This is a genomic window from Pseudomonas sp. O39, assembly GCF_045447295.1.
GTDB lineage: Bacteria > Pseudomonadota > Gammaproteobacteria > Pseudomonadales > Pseudomonadaceae > Aquipseudomonas > Aquipseudomonas antarctica_A.
In genome coordinates this window covers 37,829-51,423 of record NZ_JBJGXV010000021.1, presented here as the reverse complement: position 1 = coordinate 51,423, position 13,595 = coordinate 37,829, and the positions used below count along the sequence as shown (strand labels likewise).

Here is a 13,595-nt window from a genome sequence, read left to right as displayed (position 1 = left end):
ACTGGTTTGCCGGTTATTCGCCGACTTTGCCGCCTTTTTCGTCGCACATTGCCTTGCTCATAGAGAGGAAGCCCTGGCCTTTGCAGGAACCTTGACCTTTGCAGGCGTGGTCTTTGGTTTTGCAGTCGTTCTGGCCTTTGCAGGCGTTGACGCCATAGCAATGCACAGCGGTATCAGCGGCTTGAGCCTGAGTGACTACACCAGCAAACATAGTAGCGGCGGCCATTGCGAGGGCGGCACCGGCAGCAGCGGATTTAATGTTCATTCTCGTATTCCTCATGAGCAGTAGTGGAGTCGGTCTGAACGGATTGTTCAGTCTCGACATACCACTAGAGTGAGGTCCCGCATTGGCGTTACAGCCGTGTGCAAATATTTCTGAAAATTATTCGTCGAGCTTCAAAAGCGGCTCCTGAAAGCGCAGCAAACGCCCGGCGTTGCCCAGTACCAGCAAGGTGCTGAGGTTATGCAACACTGCCGCAATCATTGCGCCTGCTGCGCCCAGCCAGCCAAACGCCGCGAACACCACGATGGCCAAGGTCCAGCCCAGGCCGATAACCACATTGACCTGCAACGTATGTCGGCACTGACGGCTCAAGCGCACACAGGTGCCCAGGCGGCGCAGGTCGCTGCCGATCAACACCACGTCCGCCGACGCGAGGGCGATGTCCGCCCCACCCGCACCCATCGCCACGCCAACCACACCCGCCTTCAGCGCCAAAGAGTCGTTGATGCCGTCGCCCACCACCATCGGCCGGAAACCACTGCTGATTTCTCCCAACACGCGGTTGAGCTTGTCTTCCGGCAAGGCCTGCGCTTCGACGTCGCTGATGCCTACGTCCAGCGCGAGGCTGTCGGCCACGCTTTGACGGTCGCCGGTCAGCAGCAATTGGCGGCCAAGGCCTAAATCCCGCAACTCTTGCAGTGCCTGACGTGCCTCCGGCTTGACGCTGTCGGCCAGCAACAGCCACGCGAGGAACTGCCCGTTCAGCGCCAACCCGGCAATCGGGCCGTCGTGATTGGGGACAGGGGTGCTGACGATGCCCAATTGCTCAAACAACTCCGGTCGCCCAAGGGCCGCCTCGCCCTGCTCGGTCTGCGCCACTACGCCAAGGCCCTGGCGTTCGCGAATGTCCGTAAGCGCCAGCATTTGTTCCTGAGTCGCCAAACCTGCCAATGCACGGCTGACCGGGTGGCTGCTGGCCGAACCGAGGCTGGCCGCCAGGTTCAACACCACCTGCCGATCCGGCGCCGTGGTTTCGATGGACTGCAAGCGCAAGGTGCCAAAGGTCAGCGTGCCGGTCTTGTCGACCACCAACGAGGTCAGGTCCGCCAGTTCCTCCAGAAACGCGGAGCTGCGAATCAAAATCCCATGGCGCGCCGCCACCGCAATCCCGGCAATCGCCGTGGCCGGTGCCGACAGCACCAAGGCACACGGGCACGCCGCCACCAGCACGGCGAGCATCGCCTGGGCGTCATTGGTAACAAACCAGGTCACCGCCGCCAGCAGCAACACCAGCACCATATAGCTGCCGGCATAGCGCTCCAGCAGCCGCGTGATCGGCGGTTTGGAGCGCTCGGCGTTCTGCATCAGCGCAATGACTTTGCCCAAGGTCGACTCATCACCGGTGCGCGTCACTTGCAGGCGCAACACGCCATCAAGGTTGATCGCCCCACCAAACACCTGCACGCCGACGCCGGCTTCCAACGGCACCGACTCCCCGGTGATAGGCGCCGTGTCCAGGCTGGCCTGGCCCGACAGCACCACGCCATCGGCGGGTACCCGGTCGCCGGCGCGCACTTCGACGATATCCCCGGTGTTCAGCGTGCCGTTATCCACTTCAACGATGCTGCCGTCTGCCTGCACCAACCGCGCGTTGCTGCGGGTGAGTTTGCCCAGTGCGTGAATCGCTTCCTGGGAGCCGATCACGCTGCGCTCTTCCAGCACATGGCCGAAGATCATGATGATCGGCAGCAAGGCGGCGGTCAGCAGGTCGCCCGTGGCCCACGCCCCCATCATCGCCAGCGCGATCAATTGGTCGGTGATGCCATGCAGGCTCGGGTAGCGCAGGCTGTACCAGGCCGAACGCATCACCGGCACGGCCACCAGCAAGGAAGCAACACCGAGCAGTAATTGGCTGACACCGTTCTGATCCGGCGCCAGCCAGCGCCACACCAGGCCCAATACCAGCAACCCCAAGGCCAGCATGGCCAGGGTCAATTGCCGGGCAGCACTGCGCTGCTCGGCGGACGTCAACATAGGCGCGCTCATTGCTCGGCTCCCTGGATGATCAAGCGGGAGTCGTCTTTAGGATCGACCGTCGTCACTGAACCGGCCTGGCCAAGAATTTTCGGCACGCGCTCTCGGTAGAGGCGCAGCAGCAAGCCTGGGTCTTTGACCTGCGCCAGGCTGGCAACAGTGGCGGTTTGCGCCTGGGCATTGGCCAGGCGCTCACTGGCCTGGGCGTGGGCAACTTGCACCAGGCGGTCAGCCTCCTGGTTCGCGCTCTGGGTGAGTTTTTCCGCTTCGGTGCGCGCGTTGGCCACGGCTTTATCGGCTTGCTGGCTGGCCGTCAGCACCGCGTTGAACGCATTCACCGCCGGGCCCGGCAGGCTCGATTGCACGTCGACACGGGTGACTTCAATGCCCAGCCCCAAACCCGTCGCGGCCAGCTCCGCCAGGCGCTTATTAATAGCTTGCACCAGATCTGCGCGCAGCCGCTCACGGCGCTCGGCCGCGCCGTTGTCAGTGCCGATCAGTTCCGGGCGCGCCACCAAAATCGTGTCCAGATCGCGCGCAGCCGTCAGCGCCACGGCGCTGCGCGTCACCAGTCGATCCAACGCCGGCAGCACATGCTCGCCCTGCAGCACAAACGCGTAGGGTTCGGTGACCTTGTAAAACACCCGCACATCCAGCTGCACCACACCGGCATCGCCGGTCAGCAGGTAACCGGAACCCGCCAGCGCATCACTCAATGGCGTGGCGAAACTGGCGACGCGGTCGGCCTGGGTTGCCGCATCGGAGCGCAGCAGGTTCTCCACCCGACGTTCGATCACGCGGTCCGCTGCGGGTAACAGCACGACTTGCTCGAACGGCTGTGGCCACGCCAGCAGGAGCCCGGCGTTTTGAATCCGGTCCAGTGCGCCGAAGTGCAACACCACGGCGCGGTTTTGCGGGTCGATCTGCCGCACATTGGAAAACGCCCAAGCCAACGCCGCCAGCACCGTCACCGCGTACAACGCCAGGAACGTCAGGCGCCCGGCCTGGATCCACGGGCTGTCCGGGCCGTCACGCTCGGTCATGGTTGAACGTCCTTCGGTCCGTCCACCAGTGCACGGAACGGCGCGGCGTCGGTGCGCAGGATGATCCGAGTGCTCGGCGTGACCACCGTGCCCAAGGTGTCGAGCGAACGCAGCAGGTTGTACAGCTGCGGATTGCCCGCGTAGGCCCGACCATAAATTTGCGCGGCTTCAACCCGCGACTGGGCTTCGATATCGGCGGCTTTCACCGTGGCATCGGCCTGCACAATTCGCGCATCACGCTCGGCGGCAGAGCGGATCTGCGCCGCTTCACGCTTACCGACAGCGGTGCGTTCAGTGGCAATGGTTTCACGCTCGGCACGCATGCGGTCGACGGTGGCCGTGAGGGTGACCGACGGCAGAGTCAGGCGCTCGATACCGACTTGTGCCACGCGCACGCCATAGGTGGTGAGCAATTGTTGATCAATCTGCTGGCGCAATTGCGCCTCGAAATCGGCAATGCGCACCTGGCTGGCGTCGGTGTTAATCAAGCTGGACAGGTCGAAGCTGGCCGCCGTGGTTTCCAGCGCCGAGCCGACGAACGTGCGAATCTGCCGCGCTGCTTCGTCCGGCTGGTTCTGCACCGCGCGCATAAAGCGCTGCACATTGTCGGCATCGCCCTGCACCTGCCACGCCACATAGGCCTGCACGATGATCCGCAGACCGTCGCGGGTACCCACATCCTGCAAACCGCTGGAGGTAGTGCGCAGGCGCAGGTCCACCGGGATCGCGGCTTCGAACGGTGCCGGCCAGCGCCAGCCCAGGCCCGGCTCCAGCAGCACCCGCGACGGGTTGCCGAACCGCGTAATCACCGTGGCCTCGCCGGAACGCACTTGCACCAGGCTGGCAGCCGCCACCGCAAACAGCACCAGCAACACCGCCCAGGCCATGCGCCGCCACGGGAATGGCCCGGCCGCCTGCTCATCGCCGTGATGGTGGTGATGATGGCCGTGGTGGTGATGACCGTGATCGTGAGAATGAGCGCTCAACAGACAGACTCCTTATTGAACGGCTTTACGCGGCACCGAAGGATCGGCCGGCAAAGTAAAAGAACGCAGATCGATCGTTGGCGCACCATCGGCGCCCAGGCGGTGATCCAGAATAAGCAGCTTGGCGTGCGCCAGCCCTTGGCTCAGTTGAGCGAGATACTGCTCCAGCACGAAGGCACGGCCTGCGGTGGCGTAAGCCTTTTGTTCGGCGCTAAAGCGCAGGTCTGCCGCTTGGGCGCCCGCGTTCACTTCACGGGCGGTGGCCATCGCCTGGTCGCGCGCGGTGCTGGCCTGCAGCAAAGCCTGGTTAGTTTGTTCGCTGGCGGCGCCGCGCTCACGGGAAATCAGTGCCTGGGCACCGATTTGTGCCGCCTGCACGCCGTGGTAGGCGTTGGCGGCGCCGGCCGGTGGGTGAATGGCTTCCACCACCGTGGCCAGAATTTCCACGCCGCTGTCGAGTTTTTGCAGGTCCGCCTGTACCGCGCGCCCGACCTCGTCGGCGAGGCTGGTGCGCTGTTCGCCAAGAAGTTCGTCGAGGGTGCGCGAGGCAAAGTCATGCACGAGGATGCGGCTGGCAGTACTGCGAATCAGCGTCGGCACATCGGCGCTGTTATAGGTGGCGGCCAGTGCGGCCTGATCGGTGAGGCCGATGCGGTAGACGAAACGTACGTCCATATTGACGATCTGGAAGCTCTGCTTGTCGCCGCTGCTGCTGGCGATCACCTGGGACTTGTCATTCACATGGCTGGCATCCCACAACCGGTTGGCGATCAGCGGCGCCGGGCCTTCGGCAGGGGCCAACGGCGGTGCTGCGGCGTCGCTGGCGCTGGTGGCCAGCTCATGCACAACGCCGTTTTCCACACTCAGGACACGACCCAGTGGCCACGGCAACCCGGCATGCAGACCCGGGCCGAAGACTTCCACCGGTTTGCCGAACCGCTCATAAATCCCACGGCCTTGCAGGGGCACTTCGTGCACGCCGGTCAGTGACCAGCCTACCGCCAGCACCACCAGCAGCACCGGCAAGAACGCCCGGCGCATGTAGGTAAACGCCCAGATCTGGCGCAGGTCGATGCCGAAGCGGTTGTGCAGTTCGTGCTGCAAAGCGAGCAAGGGTTGTGGCGGCCAGCGCAGCAGCCCGGCGATAAAGCTTTGCGCCATCAAGCGCGGTTCGAGCCGTGGCTGGCGCGGGCTGAACAGCGACAGCGTGCCCCTTAACAGGAACTCCAGCGCCACCAGCGCTGGTAACAGGCCAACAATCGTCGCCAAGCGCAGCGGCCAGACGGATTGCGCGCCGGCAAACAACAAACAGATCGCACTGACCACCAGGACAAGAATCGCCACCCGGATCAACTGCGCCAGCTGCGAAGCTTCAGGCCATTGCGCAGCGGTTTCCTGAGCCAGACGGCGCTCGAACACCAACAAGCCAAAGGCCAGCGCCAGCGCCAACGCAGCGCCGATGCTCGCGGATTGCCCCACGGGCGATGCGGGCAGGGCCAGGTTCCAGAACTCGATGATGCTGACCAACGCCAACAACGACCAACCACAGAGCCACAACACGGGCGCGCCGATCTGGGCCAGCAAGCCGCTGCCGAAACGCTCCAGCAGACGCGCGTACCCGTCCCGCTCTTCGACGGGCCGTTCGATCAGTTCAGCCGCAGGCTCTTCCAGCGCCTGGGCGCGCCAATCGGCGACCCACCACGCCGATTGCAACCCGGCCACCAGCACCAGCAGAGCGCTCGCGCAATTGATCAGCACCACCGGCCAGATCGACAGCGGCGCAAACAAGGCGACGAACAACGCCAGCACCCAACTGGCGACAGCCAGGGCGGTCAGGCTGATGCCGGCCTGCCTCAATCGACGGGCATGGAACAACCCTTGTTGAAAACGCGCGAGGCCTTCAACCGAAGCGCCGTCAGCTTCTAAATCCACTTGCATCCACTCAACGCCCGCTTACACACAGTTCGTTACGATATAACACGCGGCGTGAAATTTTTGTTCGCTAAAGACCGTTTTTGAGCCCTGCGCAGCGCCCCTGTGAACGGGGCTTACTCGCGATGGCGATGGGTCAGTGGATGCCTGTACTGGCTGGCCCACCGCTATCAGGCGCAAGCCCCCTGCCACAAATACCCTCCGGCACCTGCGAGACCGTGACTAACCCCCCATAAACACGCGCCATCACTGGTGCAGACACGGATTAATCGGCACACTCCAAAACAGTTTTCGCGGGTTCACGGACAAGGAAGCGCCACTCCCCATGATTTCGATCTATCAGCTCAAGCCGCGTTTTCAAAACGTGCTGCGCCCCCTCGTGCAGCGTCTCTATGACAACGGCACCACCGCCAACCAAATCACCGTGTTGGCTGGCGTGGTTTCCCTGCTGGTCGGCCTGTTGATCGCCAGCTTCGCCCAACACCTCTGGCTGTTTGCGCTGATCCCGCTGTGGATGATCCTGCGCATGGCACTCAATGCCATCGACGGCATGCTCGCCCGGGACTTTGGCCAGCAATCGCGCCTCGGTGCCTACCTCAATGAACTGTGCGACGTCATCGCCGACAGCGCGCTGATCCTGCCCTTTGCCCTGATCCCCGATGCCAGCCTGGTGCCGGTGCTGCTGGTGGCGCTGCTCGCCGTGTTCAGCGAATACGCCGGTGTGCTCGGGCCGATGGTGGGCGCTTCGCGCCGCTACGACGGCCCAATGGGCAAGAGTGATCGCGCGTTTGTACTCGGGGTGCTCGCCACCGGCGTGGCACTGGGTTGGCTCAACGCAGGCTGGGTCGATACGGTGATGTGGCTGGTCGCCGCCCTGCTCGCCTATACCTTGGTCAACCGCGTGCGCCAAGGCCTCAAAGAAACGATTTCCCATTCTGCATAAGGAATTTGCGATGCGCGAACAGCAAGAGCACACCTTCAGCACCCATGATGGCGTCGAGCTTTTCTATCGGCACTGGCCGGCCACGGCGCCTGCGGGCGATGAGCCGCGCAAGGCGATCCTGCTGTTTCATCGCGGCCACGAACATTCGGGGCGCATTGCTCACCTGGTCGACGAACTCGACCTGCCGCAATTCGATTTCTTCGCCTGGGACGCACGCGGCCACGGCCAATCCCCCGGCGCACGCGGTGACAGCCCCAGCTTCGCCACCAGCGCCCGCGACGTGCAGACCTTCTGCGACCATATCGGCGCCACTTACGGCATCGAAGAAGAGAACGTCGCCGTCATCGCCCAAAGCGTGGGCGCCGTGATCGCCGCCACCTGGGTGCACGATTACGCACCCAAAATCCGCGCCCTGGTGCTGGCCTCCCCAGCGTTCAAGGTCAAGCTCTACGTACCTTTTGCGCGACCGGGCCTGGCGCTGATGCGCACGTTGCGCGGCAACTTTTTCGTCAACAGCTACGTCAAGGCCAAGTTCCTCAGCCACGACCCGGAGCGGGTCGCGTCCTACGACAGCGACCCATTGATCACCAAAGCCATTTCAGTGAATGTGCTGCTCGGGCTGTACGAAGCTGCCGATCGCGTTGTGGCCGATGCCCAGGCGATTCAAGTGCCCACACAACTGCTGATCTCCGGCTCCGACTTTGTGGTGCACCGTAAACCCCAGCAGCAATTTTTCGACCGCCTCGGCAGCCTGAAAAAAGAGCTGCATATTCTTCCCGGTTTTTTCCACGACACCCTCGGCGAACGCGACCGAGCGATAGCCGTGAGCAGCGCCAAGCGCTTTATCCTGCAGAACTTCACCCACCCGCTGGACCGCGCCTCTTTGCTCGATGCCGACAAATTGGGCGCCACCTGCGCCGAGTCGGAATCCCTCGCCGCGCCGCTGCCACGTCATTCATTGCGCGACCTGTACTGGCGCATGACCCGCGCCAGCATGGGCTTGGGCAAGAACGTGTCGGCCGGCGTGAAATTGGGCTTCGACACCGGCTTCGACTCCGGTAGCACGCTGGACTACGTGTACCGCAACACGCCCACCGGTAAGGGCGGGCTGGGGCGGATGATCGACACCAACTACCTCAACTCCATCGGCTGGCGCGGCATTCGCCAGCGCAAGCTGAATGTCGAAGAACTGCTGCGCCTGGCCATGGCCAAGTTGCGCGCAGATGATCGTGAGGTGCGAATTATCGATATCGCCGCCGGCCACGGCCGCTATATTCTCGAAGCCTTGCAGGGCGTTTCGCCGCTGCCGGAATCAATCCTGCTGCGCGACTACAGTGACATCAACGTGCGCGACGGTGGCGCGCTGATCCGCGAAAAAGGCCTTGGGGATATCGCCCAGTTCGTCAAAGGTGATGCGTTTGACCGGGCTGATCTGGCGGCACTGGACCCCAAGCCGACTTTGGCGGTGGTGTCCGGGCTGTATGAATTGTTTGCCGATAACCGCATGGTCGGCGGTTCATTGGCAGGGCTGGCCGAAGCGGTGGAGCCTGGCGGTTATCTGGTTTACACCGGCCAACCGTGGCATCCGCAGCTGGAACTGATCGCCCGCGCGCTCACCAGCCATCGCCAGGGCCAGGCCTGGGTGATGCGCCGGCGCAGCCAGGCAGAGATGGATCAGTTGGTCGAGGCCGCAGGCTTTCGCAAGATCACCCAGCGTGTCGACGAATGGGGCATTTTCACCGTGTCCCTGGCACAGAAGATCTGAGCATGCGCGAACCCGGCTTATTGAAACCGGCAGTCCTGTGGCTGCTGTTGCTGGCGCCGTTGTTTTTCAGTACCTACGGCTTTGCCACCTGGGTCACCAGCCAGCGCAGCGACGTCGGCACGCTGGTGTTCGGCTGGGAAACCCATATGCCGTTCTGGGCCTGGACCATCGTGCCCTATTGGTCCATTGACCTGCTCTACGGGTTCTCGTTGCTGCTGCCCAACACTCGCCATGAGTTGAAACAACACGCATTGCGCCTGCTCAGTGCGCAAGTCATCGCCGTGAGCTGCTTCCTCATCTGGCCACTGCGTTTCACCTTTGAACGGCCGGAACTGGACGGTGTGTTTGGCTGGCTGTTTGCGGTGCTGGCCGGCTTCGACAAACCCTTCAACCAGGCGCCCTCACTGCACATCGCGCTGCTGGTGATCCTGTGGGTCATGTACCAGCGCCACACGCAAGGGTTCTGGCGTTGGGTGGTGCATGGCTGGTTCGCGTTGATCGGAATTTCGGTGCTGTCCACTTATCAACATCACTTTATTGACTTACCCACAGGCGCCCTCGCAGGCTGGTTATGCGTGTGGTTGTGGCCCGTGGAGCACCCGAGCCCGCTGTTGAATGCACGGCTTACGCGGGATTCGCAGCAGTGGCGGCTCGGCTTGCGTTACGGCGCGGGGTCGGTGGTGCTATTGATTGTGGCGCTGACCTTGGGGGGCGGGTGGCTCTGGCTGATCTGGCCGGCGGTTTCCCTTGGCCTGATAAAGGCAAACTACCTGGCGCTGGGCGCTGCGGGCTTTCAGAAACGCACCGATGGCCGTCTGACGCCCGCCGCACGCTGGTTGTATGCGCCCTACCTGGCGGCGGCGTGGATTAACTCGCGGTTGTGGACGCGTAAACATCCACAACCCGAGCAGGTTGTGGATAACGTCTGGCTTGGTCGAATTCCTACCGCTAGCGAACAGGGGTCATTCAAGGCCATCGTCGATCTCTGCGCCGAATTGCCGATTAATCCACAGAGCTGCGCTTATCAATGCATCCCTGTGCTCGACTTGATCGCCCCGACCCCCGCCGAATGCCTGCAAGCCGCGCAAGCCATCGAACGCCTGCGCCTGGGCGGGCCCGTGCTGGTGTGCTGCGCCCTGGGTTATTCGCGCAGCGCCACGGCGGTCGCCGCATGGTTGCTGCACAGTGGCCGCGCGGCCAGTGTCGAGGAAGCGCTGGCTATTATTCGTACAGCCAGGCCCCGCGTGGTCCTGCATCCCACTCACCGTGAAGCTCTGGAGGGTTTGCCCCATGCCTGCTGATATGGAACTCCAAGTGGTCGCCAGCCTTCTGCGCCGGGGCCGATCGCTCGATCAGTTATCCACAGGCCTGACCGTGGTCGGTGTGCTGTTCGGCCTGGCTCAATTGCTGATGGCGAGTATTTCGACAATCTGCCTGCTGCTCAGCCTGTGGATGATTATTCTCGGCCTGCTGCAAAAGTACTGGGCGCTACGCGTGGCTTTCGATGCCGACCTGTTCGCTCTGCTGGCCCGCGACCCCCAGCGCACACCCGATCTCGACCAGGCCTTGCAAACCCTCGGCCTGCAATCGCCCAAACGCGCCGGCCGGCCCTGGACCGAACGCCGTCGCGGCGCCCTTAAATTGTTGCGCAAGCAGGCTTGGCTGCTGGGCGCGCAAGTGCTGCTGACCTTGCTGGTGATACTCGCCAGCCCTTGGCTACCTTTTGCCGGATAAGGAATTCCCATGTTCGAACCTGTGGTCGCCACACTGATTACCTCGATGGCCCGCACCGTCACCGGCGCCCGTAGCCTGTGGCTGGGTTGCGCGCCGGTTCCGGTGCAACGCATTTACTTCGCCAACCACAGCAGCCACGGCGACTTTGTGCTGCTGTGGGCATCACTGCCGCAGAACCTGCGCAAATTCACGCGCCCGGTGGCCGGTAGCGATTACTGGAACAAAAGTGCTTTGCGCCGCTACATCATCAACCGTGTATTCAATGGCGTGCTGATCGACCGCGAGCGTAAAGACCCTGTGGATAACCCCTTGCAGCCCATGCTGGCTGCGCTTGAAGGCGGCGACTCGCTGATCATCTTCCCCGAAGGCACGCGCAACCTGGAAGACGGCCTGCTGCCGTTCAAAAGCGGCCTGTATCACCTGGCAAAAAGTTACCCACAGGCGGAATTGGTCCCCGTGTGGATAGCCAACCTCAACCGGGTCATGCCCAAGGGCCGCGTGCTGCCGCTGCCGTTGTTGTGCACCACCAGCTTCGGTACGCCGTTGCAATTGGAAGAAGGTGAAGACAAAGCCGCATTCCTTGCCCGTACCCGCGACGCCCTGCTTGCCCTCGCCCCGGAGCATGTCTGACATGGATAGCCAAACCCTGATGTTGTTCGGCGGGATCGGCGCGATCCTGGTGCTCGCCTCACTGATCGGACTGATCCTCAAACTGCGCACCCGTGGTACACCGAATGCGGTGATCGACAACCTCAACGCCCGCATCAACGCCTGGTGGGTAATGGTGGTGGTGATCGGCATTGCTTTCTGGCTCGGTACCGGCGCGGTGATCCTGCTGTTCTACGCGGTGTCGTTCTATGCCCTGCGCGAATTCCTCACCCTCACCCCCACGCGCCGCAGCGACTACCCGGCGCTGGTGGCCGCGTTTTACGTGGCCCTGCCCTTGCAATACGTGCTGATCTACTCGGACTGGTACGGGCTGTTCTCGATCTTTATCCCGGTGTATGTGTTCCTGCTGCTGCCGATCCTCGCGTCCCTCGGTGGCGACAGCACGCACTTCCTGGAGCGGGCCTCGAAAGTGCAATGGGGCCTGATGATCGCGGTCTTCTGCGTGTCATTCGTGCCGGCCCTGTTGACCCTCGACATCCCCGGTTATGAAGGCCGTAACCTCTTGCTGATCGCCTACCTGGTGATTGTGGTGCAACTGTCGGACGTACTGCAGTACGTGTGCGGCAAGCTGTTCGGCAAGCACAAGATCGCGCCCAACCTGTCGCCCTCCAAAACCGTCGAAGGCTTTATTGGCGGGATTCTGCTGTCGTCCCTGATCGGTGCGGCGCTGTGGTGGACTACGCCGTTTAATCCGTGGCAGTCGTTTTTGATCGCCTTGTTGATCAACCTGTTGGGTTTTGCCGGCGGCATTGTGATGTCGGCGATCAAGCGCGACCGGGGCGTTAAGGATTGGGGGCATATGATCGAAGGACATGGCGGGATGCTGGATCGTCTGGATTCGGTGTGTTTTGCCGCGCCGATTTTCTTTCACCTCGTTCGCTACTGGTGGACCTGAGCCATACAGCCTCAAGCCCAATGCGGATCAAATGTGGGAGCTGGCTTGCCTGCTCCCACACTGGTTTTGCAGTGTTTTCCAGTCCTCAGCCCGGCAAATGTCCCAGGGGCAAGGCGCCTGGGGTTTTCACGGTCTGGATCGCGAAGTTACTGCGAATATCCCTCACCCCCGGCAGCTTCAACAGGCTGCCGGTGACAAACCGCTCATACCCACGTAAGTCCGGCACCACCACCTGCAACAAAAAGTCCGACTCCCCCGACACCAGAAACGCCGAGATCACTTCGGGCAATGCCGTCACCGCCTCGCGAAAGGCATTCGCTTCGGTGTCGTTGTGCCGCTCCACCTTCACGCCGACAAACACCATCATGCCCAGCCCCACTTCGTCGCGGTCCAGCGTGGCCTGATAACCGCGAATCACCCCGGCGTCTTCCAACAATCGCACGCGGCGCAAACAGGGGGAGGCGGACAGACCGATCGCATCAGCCAGTTGCACATTGGTCAGGCGGCCGTCCCGTTGCAGCGCTTCGAGAATCTTGCGGTCAAAAGCGTCAAGCTTGATATTTGGCATAAGTGGATGGCCGTTGGCTGTATTGGTGGCAGATAGTGCCAAGACTAGACGCTTATCTGGCTGACTTCGCAAGCACCTGCCCCGCGTTTCAACTCTAGAATTGGCCGACAAATGGTGGGAGGTGAAACATGGCGCAGCTCTGGTTATTTCTGTTGGCCTTATCGGTGGCTTTCCTGTTGCCGGGGCCGGACATGATCCTGCTGCTGCAAACTGGCGCGCGCCAGGGCAAAGCCTTGGCGCTGACCACGACAATCGGCTTGGGGCTGGCCCGGGCATGCCATGTGGCGTTGGCAGGTATGGGCTTGGCGACGTTGTTCAAAGTGGCGCCGTGGACGTTCGACGTGGTGCGCCTCGGTGGCGCCGCCTACCTGTTATGGCTGGGCGTGCAATGCCTGCGTGCCAATGGGCTGACATCGTTCAACGAGAGCCAGGGCGCACCGTCGGTCCACGCCTGGCGCACGGCCTTTCAGCGCGGCCTGCTCACCAATCTGCTCAACCCCAAGGCCCTGCTGTTCTGCTCAGTGCTGCTGCCGCAATTCATCAACCCACAAGCAGGCCCGGTGGCGGCGCAGTTTGCGTTGCTCGGTGTAATCCTGGTGAGCGTCGGTTTCGTATTCGACTGCTGCTATGCCCTGGCCGGCGCGCGCATCGGCCACTGGCTGGCGCGCAATCGCTCGGCGCAGCGTGTGCAGCAGTGGTTATTTGGCAGTCTTTTGATTGGTTTTGCGGTGCGTCTTACGTTTGTGCAGCAGGCCTGAGCACGTCGGCAATTTCACGTCATCTTTTGTATCAAAGACGCGTGT

The 13,595-nt window shown here is 62.5% G+C and carries 13 protein-coding genes; 7 read left to right on the top strand and 6 right to left on the bottom strand.

Going from position 1 to position 13,595, the window contains the following annotated elements; translation table 11 throughout:
* Positions 1 to 13: 13 nt before the first annotated feature.
* From ACI77D_RS22625 to hflK (ACI77D_RS22605), 5 genes are all read right to left on the bottom strand, one after another.
* On the bottom strand, positions 14 to 265 hold the full coding sequence (locus ACI77D_RS22625; protein ID WP_064454804.1) for a hypothetical protein: 252 nt from the start codon (positions 263 to 265) through the stop codon (positions 14 to 16).
* A 117-nt stretch (positions 266 to 382) separates the two neighbouring features.
* Positions 383 to 2,269 carry a cation-translocating P-type ATPase gene (locus tag ACI77D_RS22620; RefSeq protein ID WP_221295933.1) on the bottom strand — a complete coding sequence of 629 codons (1,887 nt, stop codon included), beginning with the start codon at positions 2,267 to 2,269 and terminating at the stop codon, positions 383 to 385.
* Positions 2,266 to 3,300: a protease modulator HflK gene (gene hflK / locus ACI77D_RS22615; RefSeq protein WP_064454806.1), complete on the bottom strand. Its 1,035-nt coding sequence runs from the start codon at positions 3,298 to 3,300 to the stop codon at positions 2,266 to 2,268. Before hflK (ACI77D_RS22615) ends, ACI77D_RS22620 begins: the two co-directional genes overlap by 4 nt.
* Positions 3,297 to 4,286 carry a protease modulator HflC gene (gene hflC / locus ACI77D_RS22610; RefSeq protein ID WP_064454807.1) on the bottom strand — a complete coding sequence of 330 codons (990 nt, stop codon included), beginning with the start codon at positions 4,284 to 4,286 and terminating at the stop codon, positions 3,297 to 3,299. Before hflC ends, hflK (ACI77D_RS22615) begins: the two co-directional genes overlap by 4 nt.
* A gap of 12 nt (positions 4,287 to 4,298) precedes the next feature.
* Positions 4,299 to 6,224, bottom strand: coding sequence for a protease modulator HflK (gene hflK / locus ACI77D_RS22605; protein ID WP_407017529.1), 1,926 nt, complete (start codon positions 6,222 to 6,224; stop codon positions 4,299 to 4,301).
* Positions 6,225 to 6,543: 319 nt separating this feature from the next.
* On the opposite strand from hflK (ACI77D_RS22605), the gene ACI77D_RS22600 reads away from it, so the two are divergent.
* From ACI77D_RS22600 to ACI77D_RS22575, 6 genes are read left to right on the top strand one after another with little or no spacing between them, the layout of a single operon-like run.
* The gene (locus tag ACI77D_RS22600; protein WP_407017528.1) at positions 6,544 to 7,161 is read left to right on the top strand and encodes a CDP-alcohol phosphatidyltransferase family protein; all 618 of its coding nucleotides are present in this window, start codon (positions 6,544 to 6,546) and stop codon (positions 7,159 to 7,161) included.
* A 10-nt stretch (positions 7,162 to 7,171) separates the two neighbouring features.
* Complete coding sequence (locus ACI77D_RS22595; protein ID WP_407017527.1) at positions 7,172 to 8,926, top strand: bifunctional alpha/beta hydrolase/class I SAM-dependent methyltransferase; 1,755 nt, start codon at positions 7,172 to 7,174, stop codon at positions 8,924 to 8,926.
* A gap of 2 nt (positions 8,927 to 8,928) precedes the next feature.
* Positions 8,929 to 10,227 (top strand): phosphatase PAP2/dual specificity phosphatase family protein, encoded by a 1,299-nt coding sequence (locus ACI77D_RS22590; protein ID WP_407017526.1) that lies wholly within the window; start codon positions 8,929 to 8,931, stop codon positions 10,225 to 10,227.
* Entirely contained in the window at positions 10,217 to 10,660 is a 444-nt protein-coding gene (locus ACI77D_RS22585) for a hypothetical protein (RefSeq protein WP_069552833.1), read from the top strand. The genes ACI77D_RS22590 and ACI77D_RS22585 overlap by 11 nt, the downstream gene beginning before the upstream one ends.
* 9 nt (positions 10,661 to 10,669) lie before the next feature.
* Entirely contained in the window at positions 10,670 to 11,290 is a 621-nt protein-coding gene (locus tag ACI77D_RS22580; RefSeq protein WP_407017525.1) for a lysophospholipid acyltransferase family protein, read from the top strand.
* A 1-nt stretch (position 11,291) separates the two neighbouring features.
* Positions 11,292 to 12,224, top strand: a complete 933-nt coding sequence (locus ACI77D_RS22575; protein ID WP_064454814.1) for a phosphatidate cytidylyltransferase — start codon at positions 11,292 to 11,294, stop codon at positions 12,222 to 12,224.
* A gap of 85 nt (positions 12,225 to 12,309) precedes the next feature.
* Here ACI77D_RS22575 and ACI77D_RS22570 read toward each other — a convergent pair whose 3' ends face one another.
* Complete coding sequence (locus tag ACI77D_RS22570) at positions 12,310 to 12,783, bottom strand: Lrp/AsnC family transcriptional regulator (protein WP_407017547.1); 474 nt, start codon at positions 12,781 to 12,783, stop codon at positions 12,310 to 12,312.
* Between the two features lie 137 nt (positions 12,784 to 12,920).
* Between ACI77D_RS22570 and ACI77D_RS22565 the strand changes: the two genes are divergently transcribed.
* Positions 12,921 to 13,550, top strand: coding sequence for a LysE family translocator (locus ACI77D_RS22565; RefSeq protein ID WP_221295938.1), 630 nt, complete (start codon positions 12,921 to 12,923; stop codon positions 13,548 to 13,550).
* Positions 13,551 to 13,595: the final 45 nt, after the last annotated feature.

What these genes read in the sequence shown, in the direction of transcription:
- ACI77D_RS22625 (WP_064454804.1), bottom strand. Translation starts at nt 265, where the DNA reads ATGAACATTAAATCCGCTGCTGCCGGTGCCGCCCTCGCAATGGCCGCC.
- ACI77D_RS22620 (WP_221295933.1), bottom strand. Translation starts at nt 2,269, where the DNA reads ATGAGCGCGCCTATGTTGACGTCCGCCGAGCAGCGCAGTGCTGCCCGG.
- hflK (WP_064454806.1), bottom strand. Translation starts at nt 3,300, where the DNA reads ATGACCGAGCGTGACGGCCCGGACAGCCCGTGGATCCAGGCCGGGCGC.
- hflK (WP_407017529.1), bottom strand. Translation starts at nt 6,224, where the DNA reads ATGCAAGTGGATTTAGAAGCTGACGGCGCTTCGGTTGAAGGCCTCGCG.
- ACI77D_RS22600 (WP_407017528.1), top strand. Translation starts at nt 6,544, where the DNA reads ATGATTTCGATCTATCAGCTCAAGCCGCGTTTTCAAAACGTGCTGCGC.
- ACI77D_RS22595 (WP_407017527.1), top strand. Translation starts at nt 7,172, where the DNA reads ATGCGCGAACAGCAAGAGCACACCTTCAGCACCCATGATGGCGTCGAG.
- ACI77D_RS22590 (WP_407017526.1), top strand. Translation starts at nt 8,929, where the DNA reads ATGCGCGAACCCGGCTTATTGAAACCGGCAGTCCTGTGGCTGCTGTTG.
- ACI77D_RS22585 (WP_069552833.1), top strand. Translation starts at nt 10,217, where the DNA reads ATGCCTGCTGATATGGAACTCCAAGTGGTCGCCAGCCTTCTGCGCCGG.
- ACI77D_RS22580 (WP_407017525.1), top strand. Translation starts at nt 10,670, where the DNA reads ATGTTCGAACCTGTGGTCGCCACACTGATTACCTCGATGGCCCGCACC.
- ACI77D_RS22575 (WP_064454814.1), top strand. Translation starts at nt 11,292, where the DNA reads ATGGATAGCCAAACCCTGATGTTGTTCGGCGGGATCGGCGCGATCCTG.
- ACI77D_RS22565 (WP_221295938.1), top strand. Translation starts at nt 12,921, where the DNA reads ATGGCGCAGCTCTGGTTATTTCTGTTGGCCTTATCGGTGGCTTTCCTG.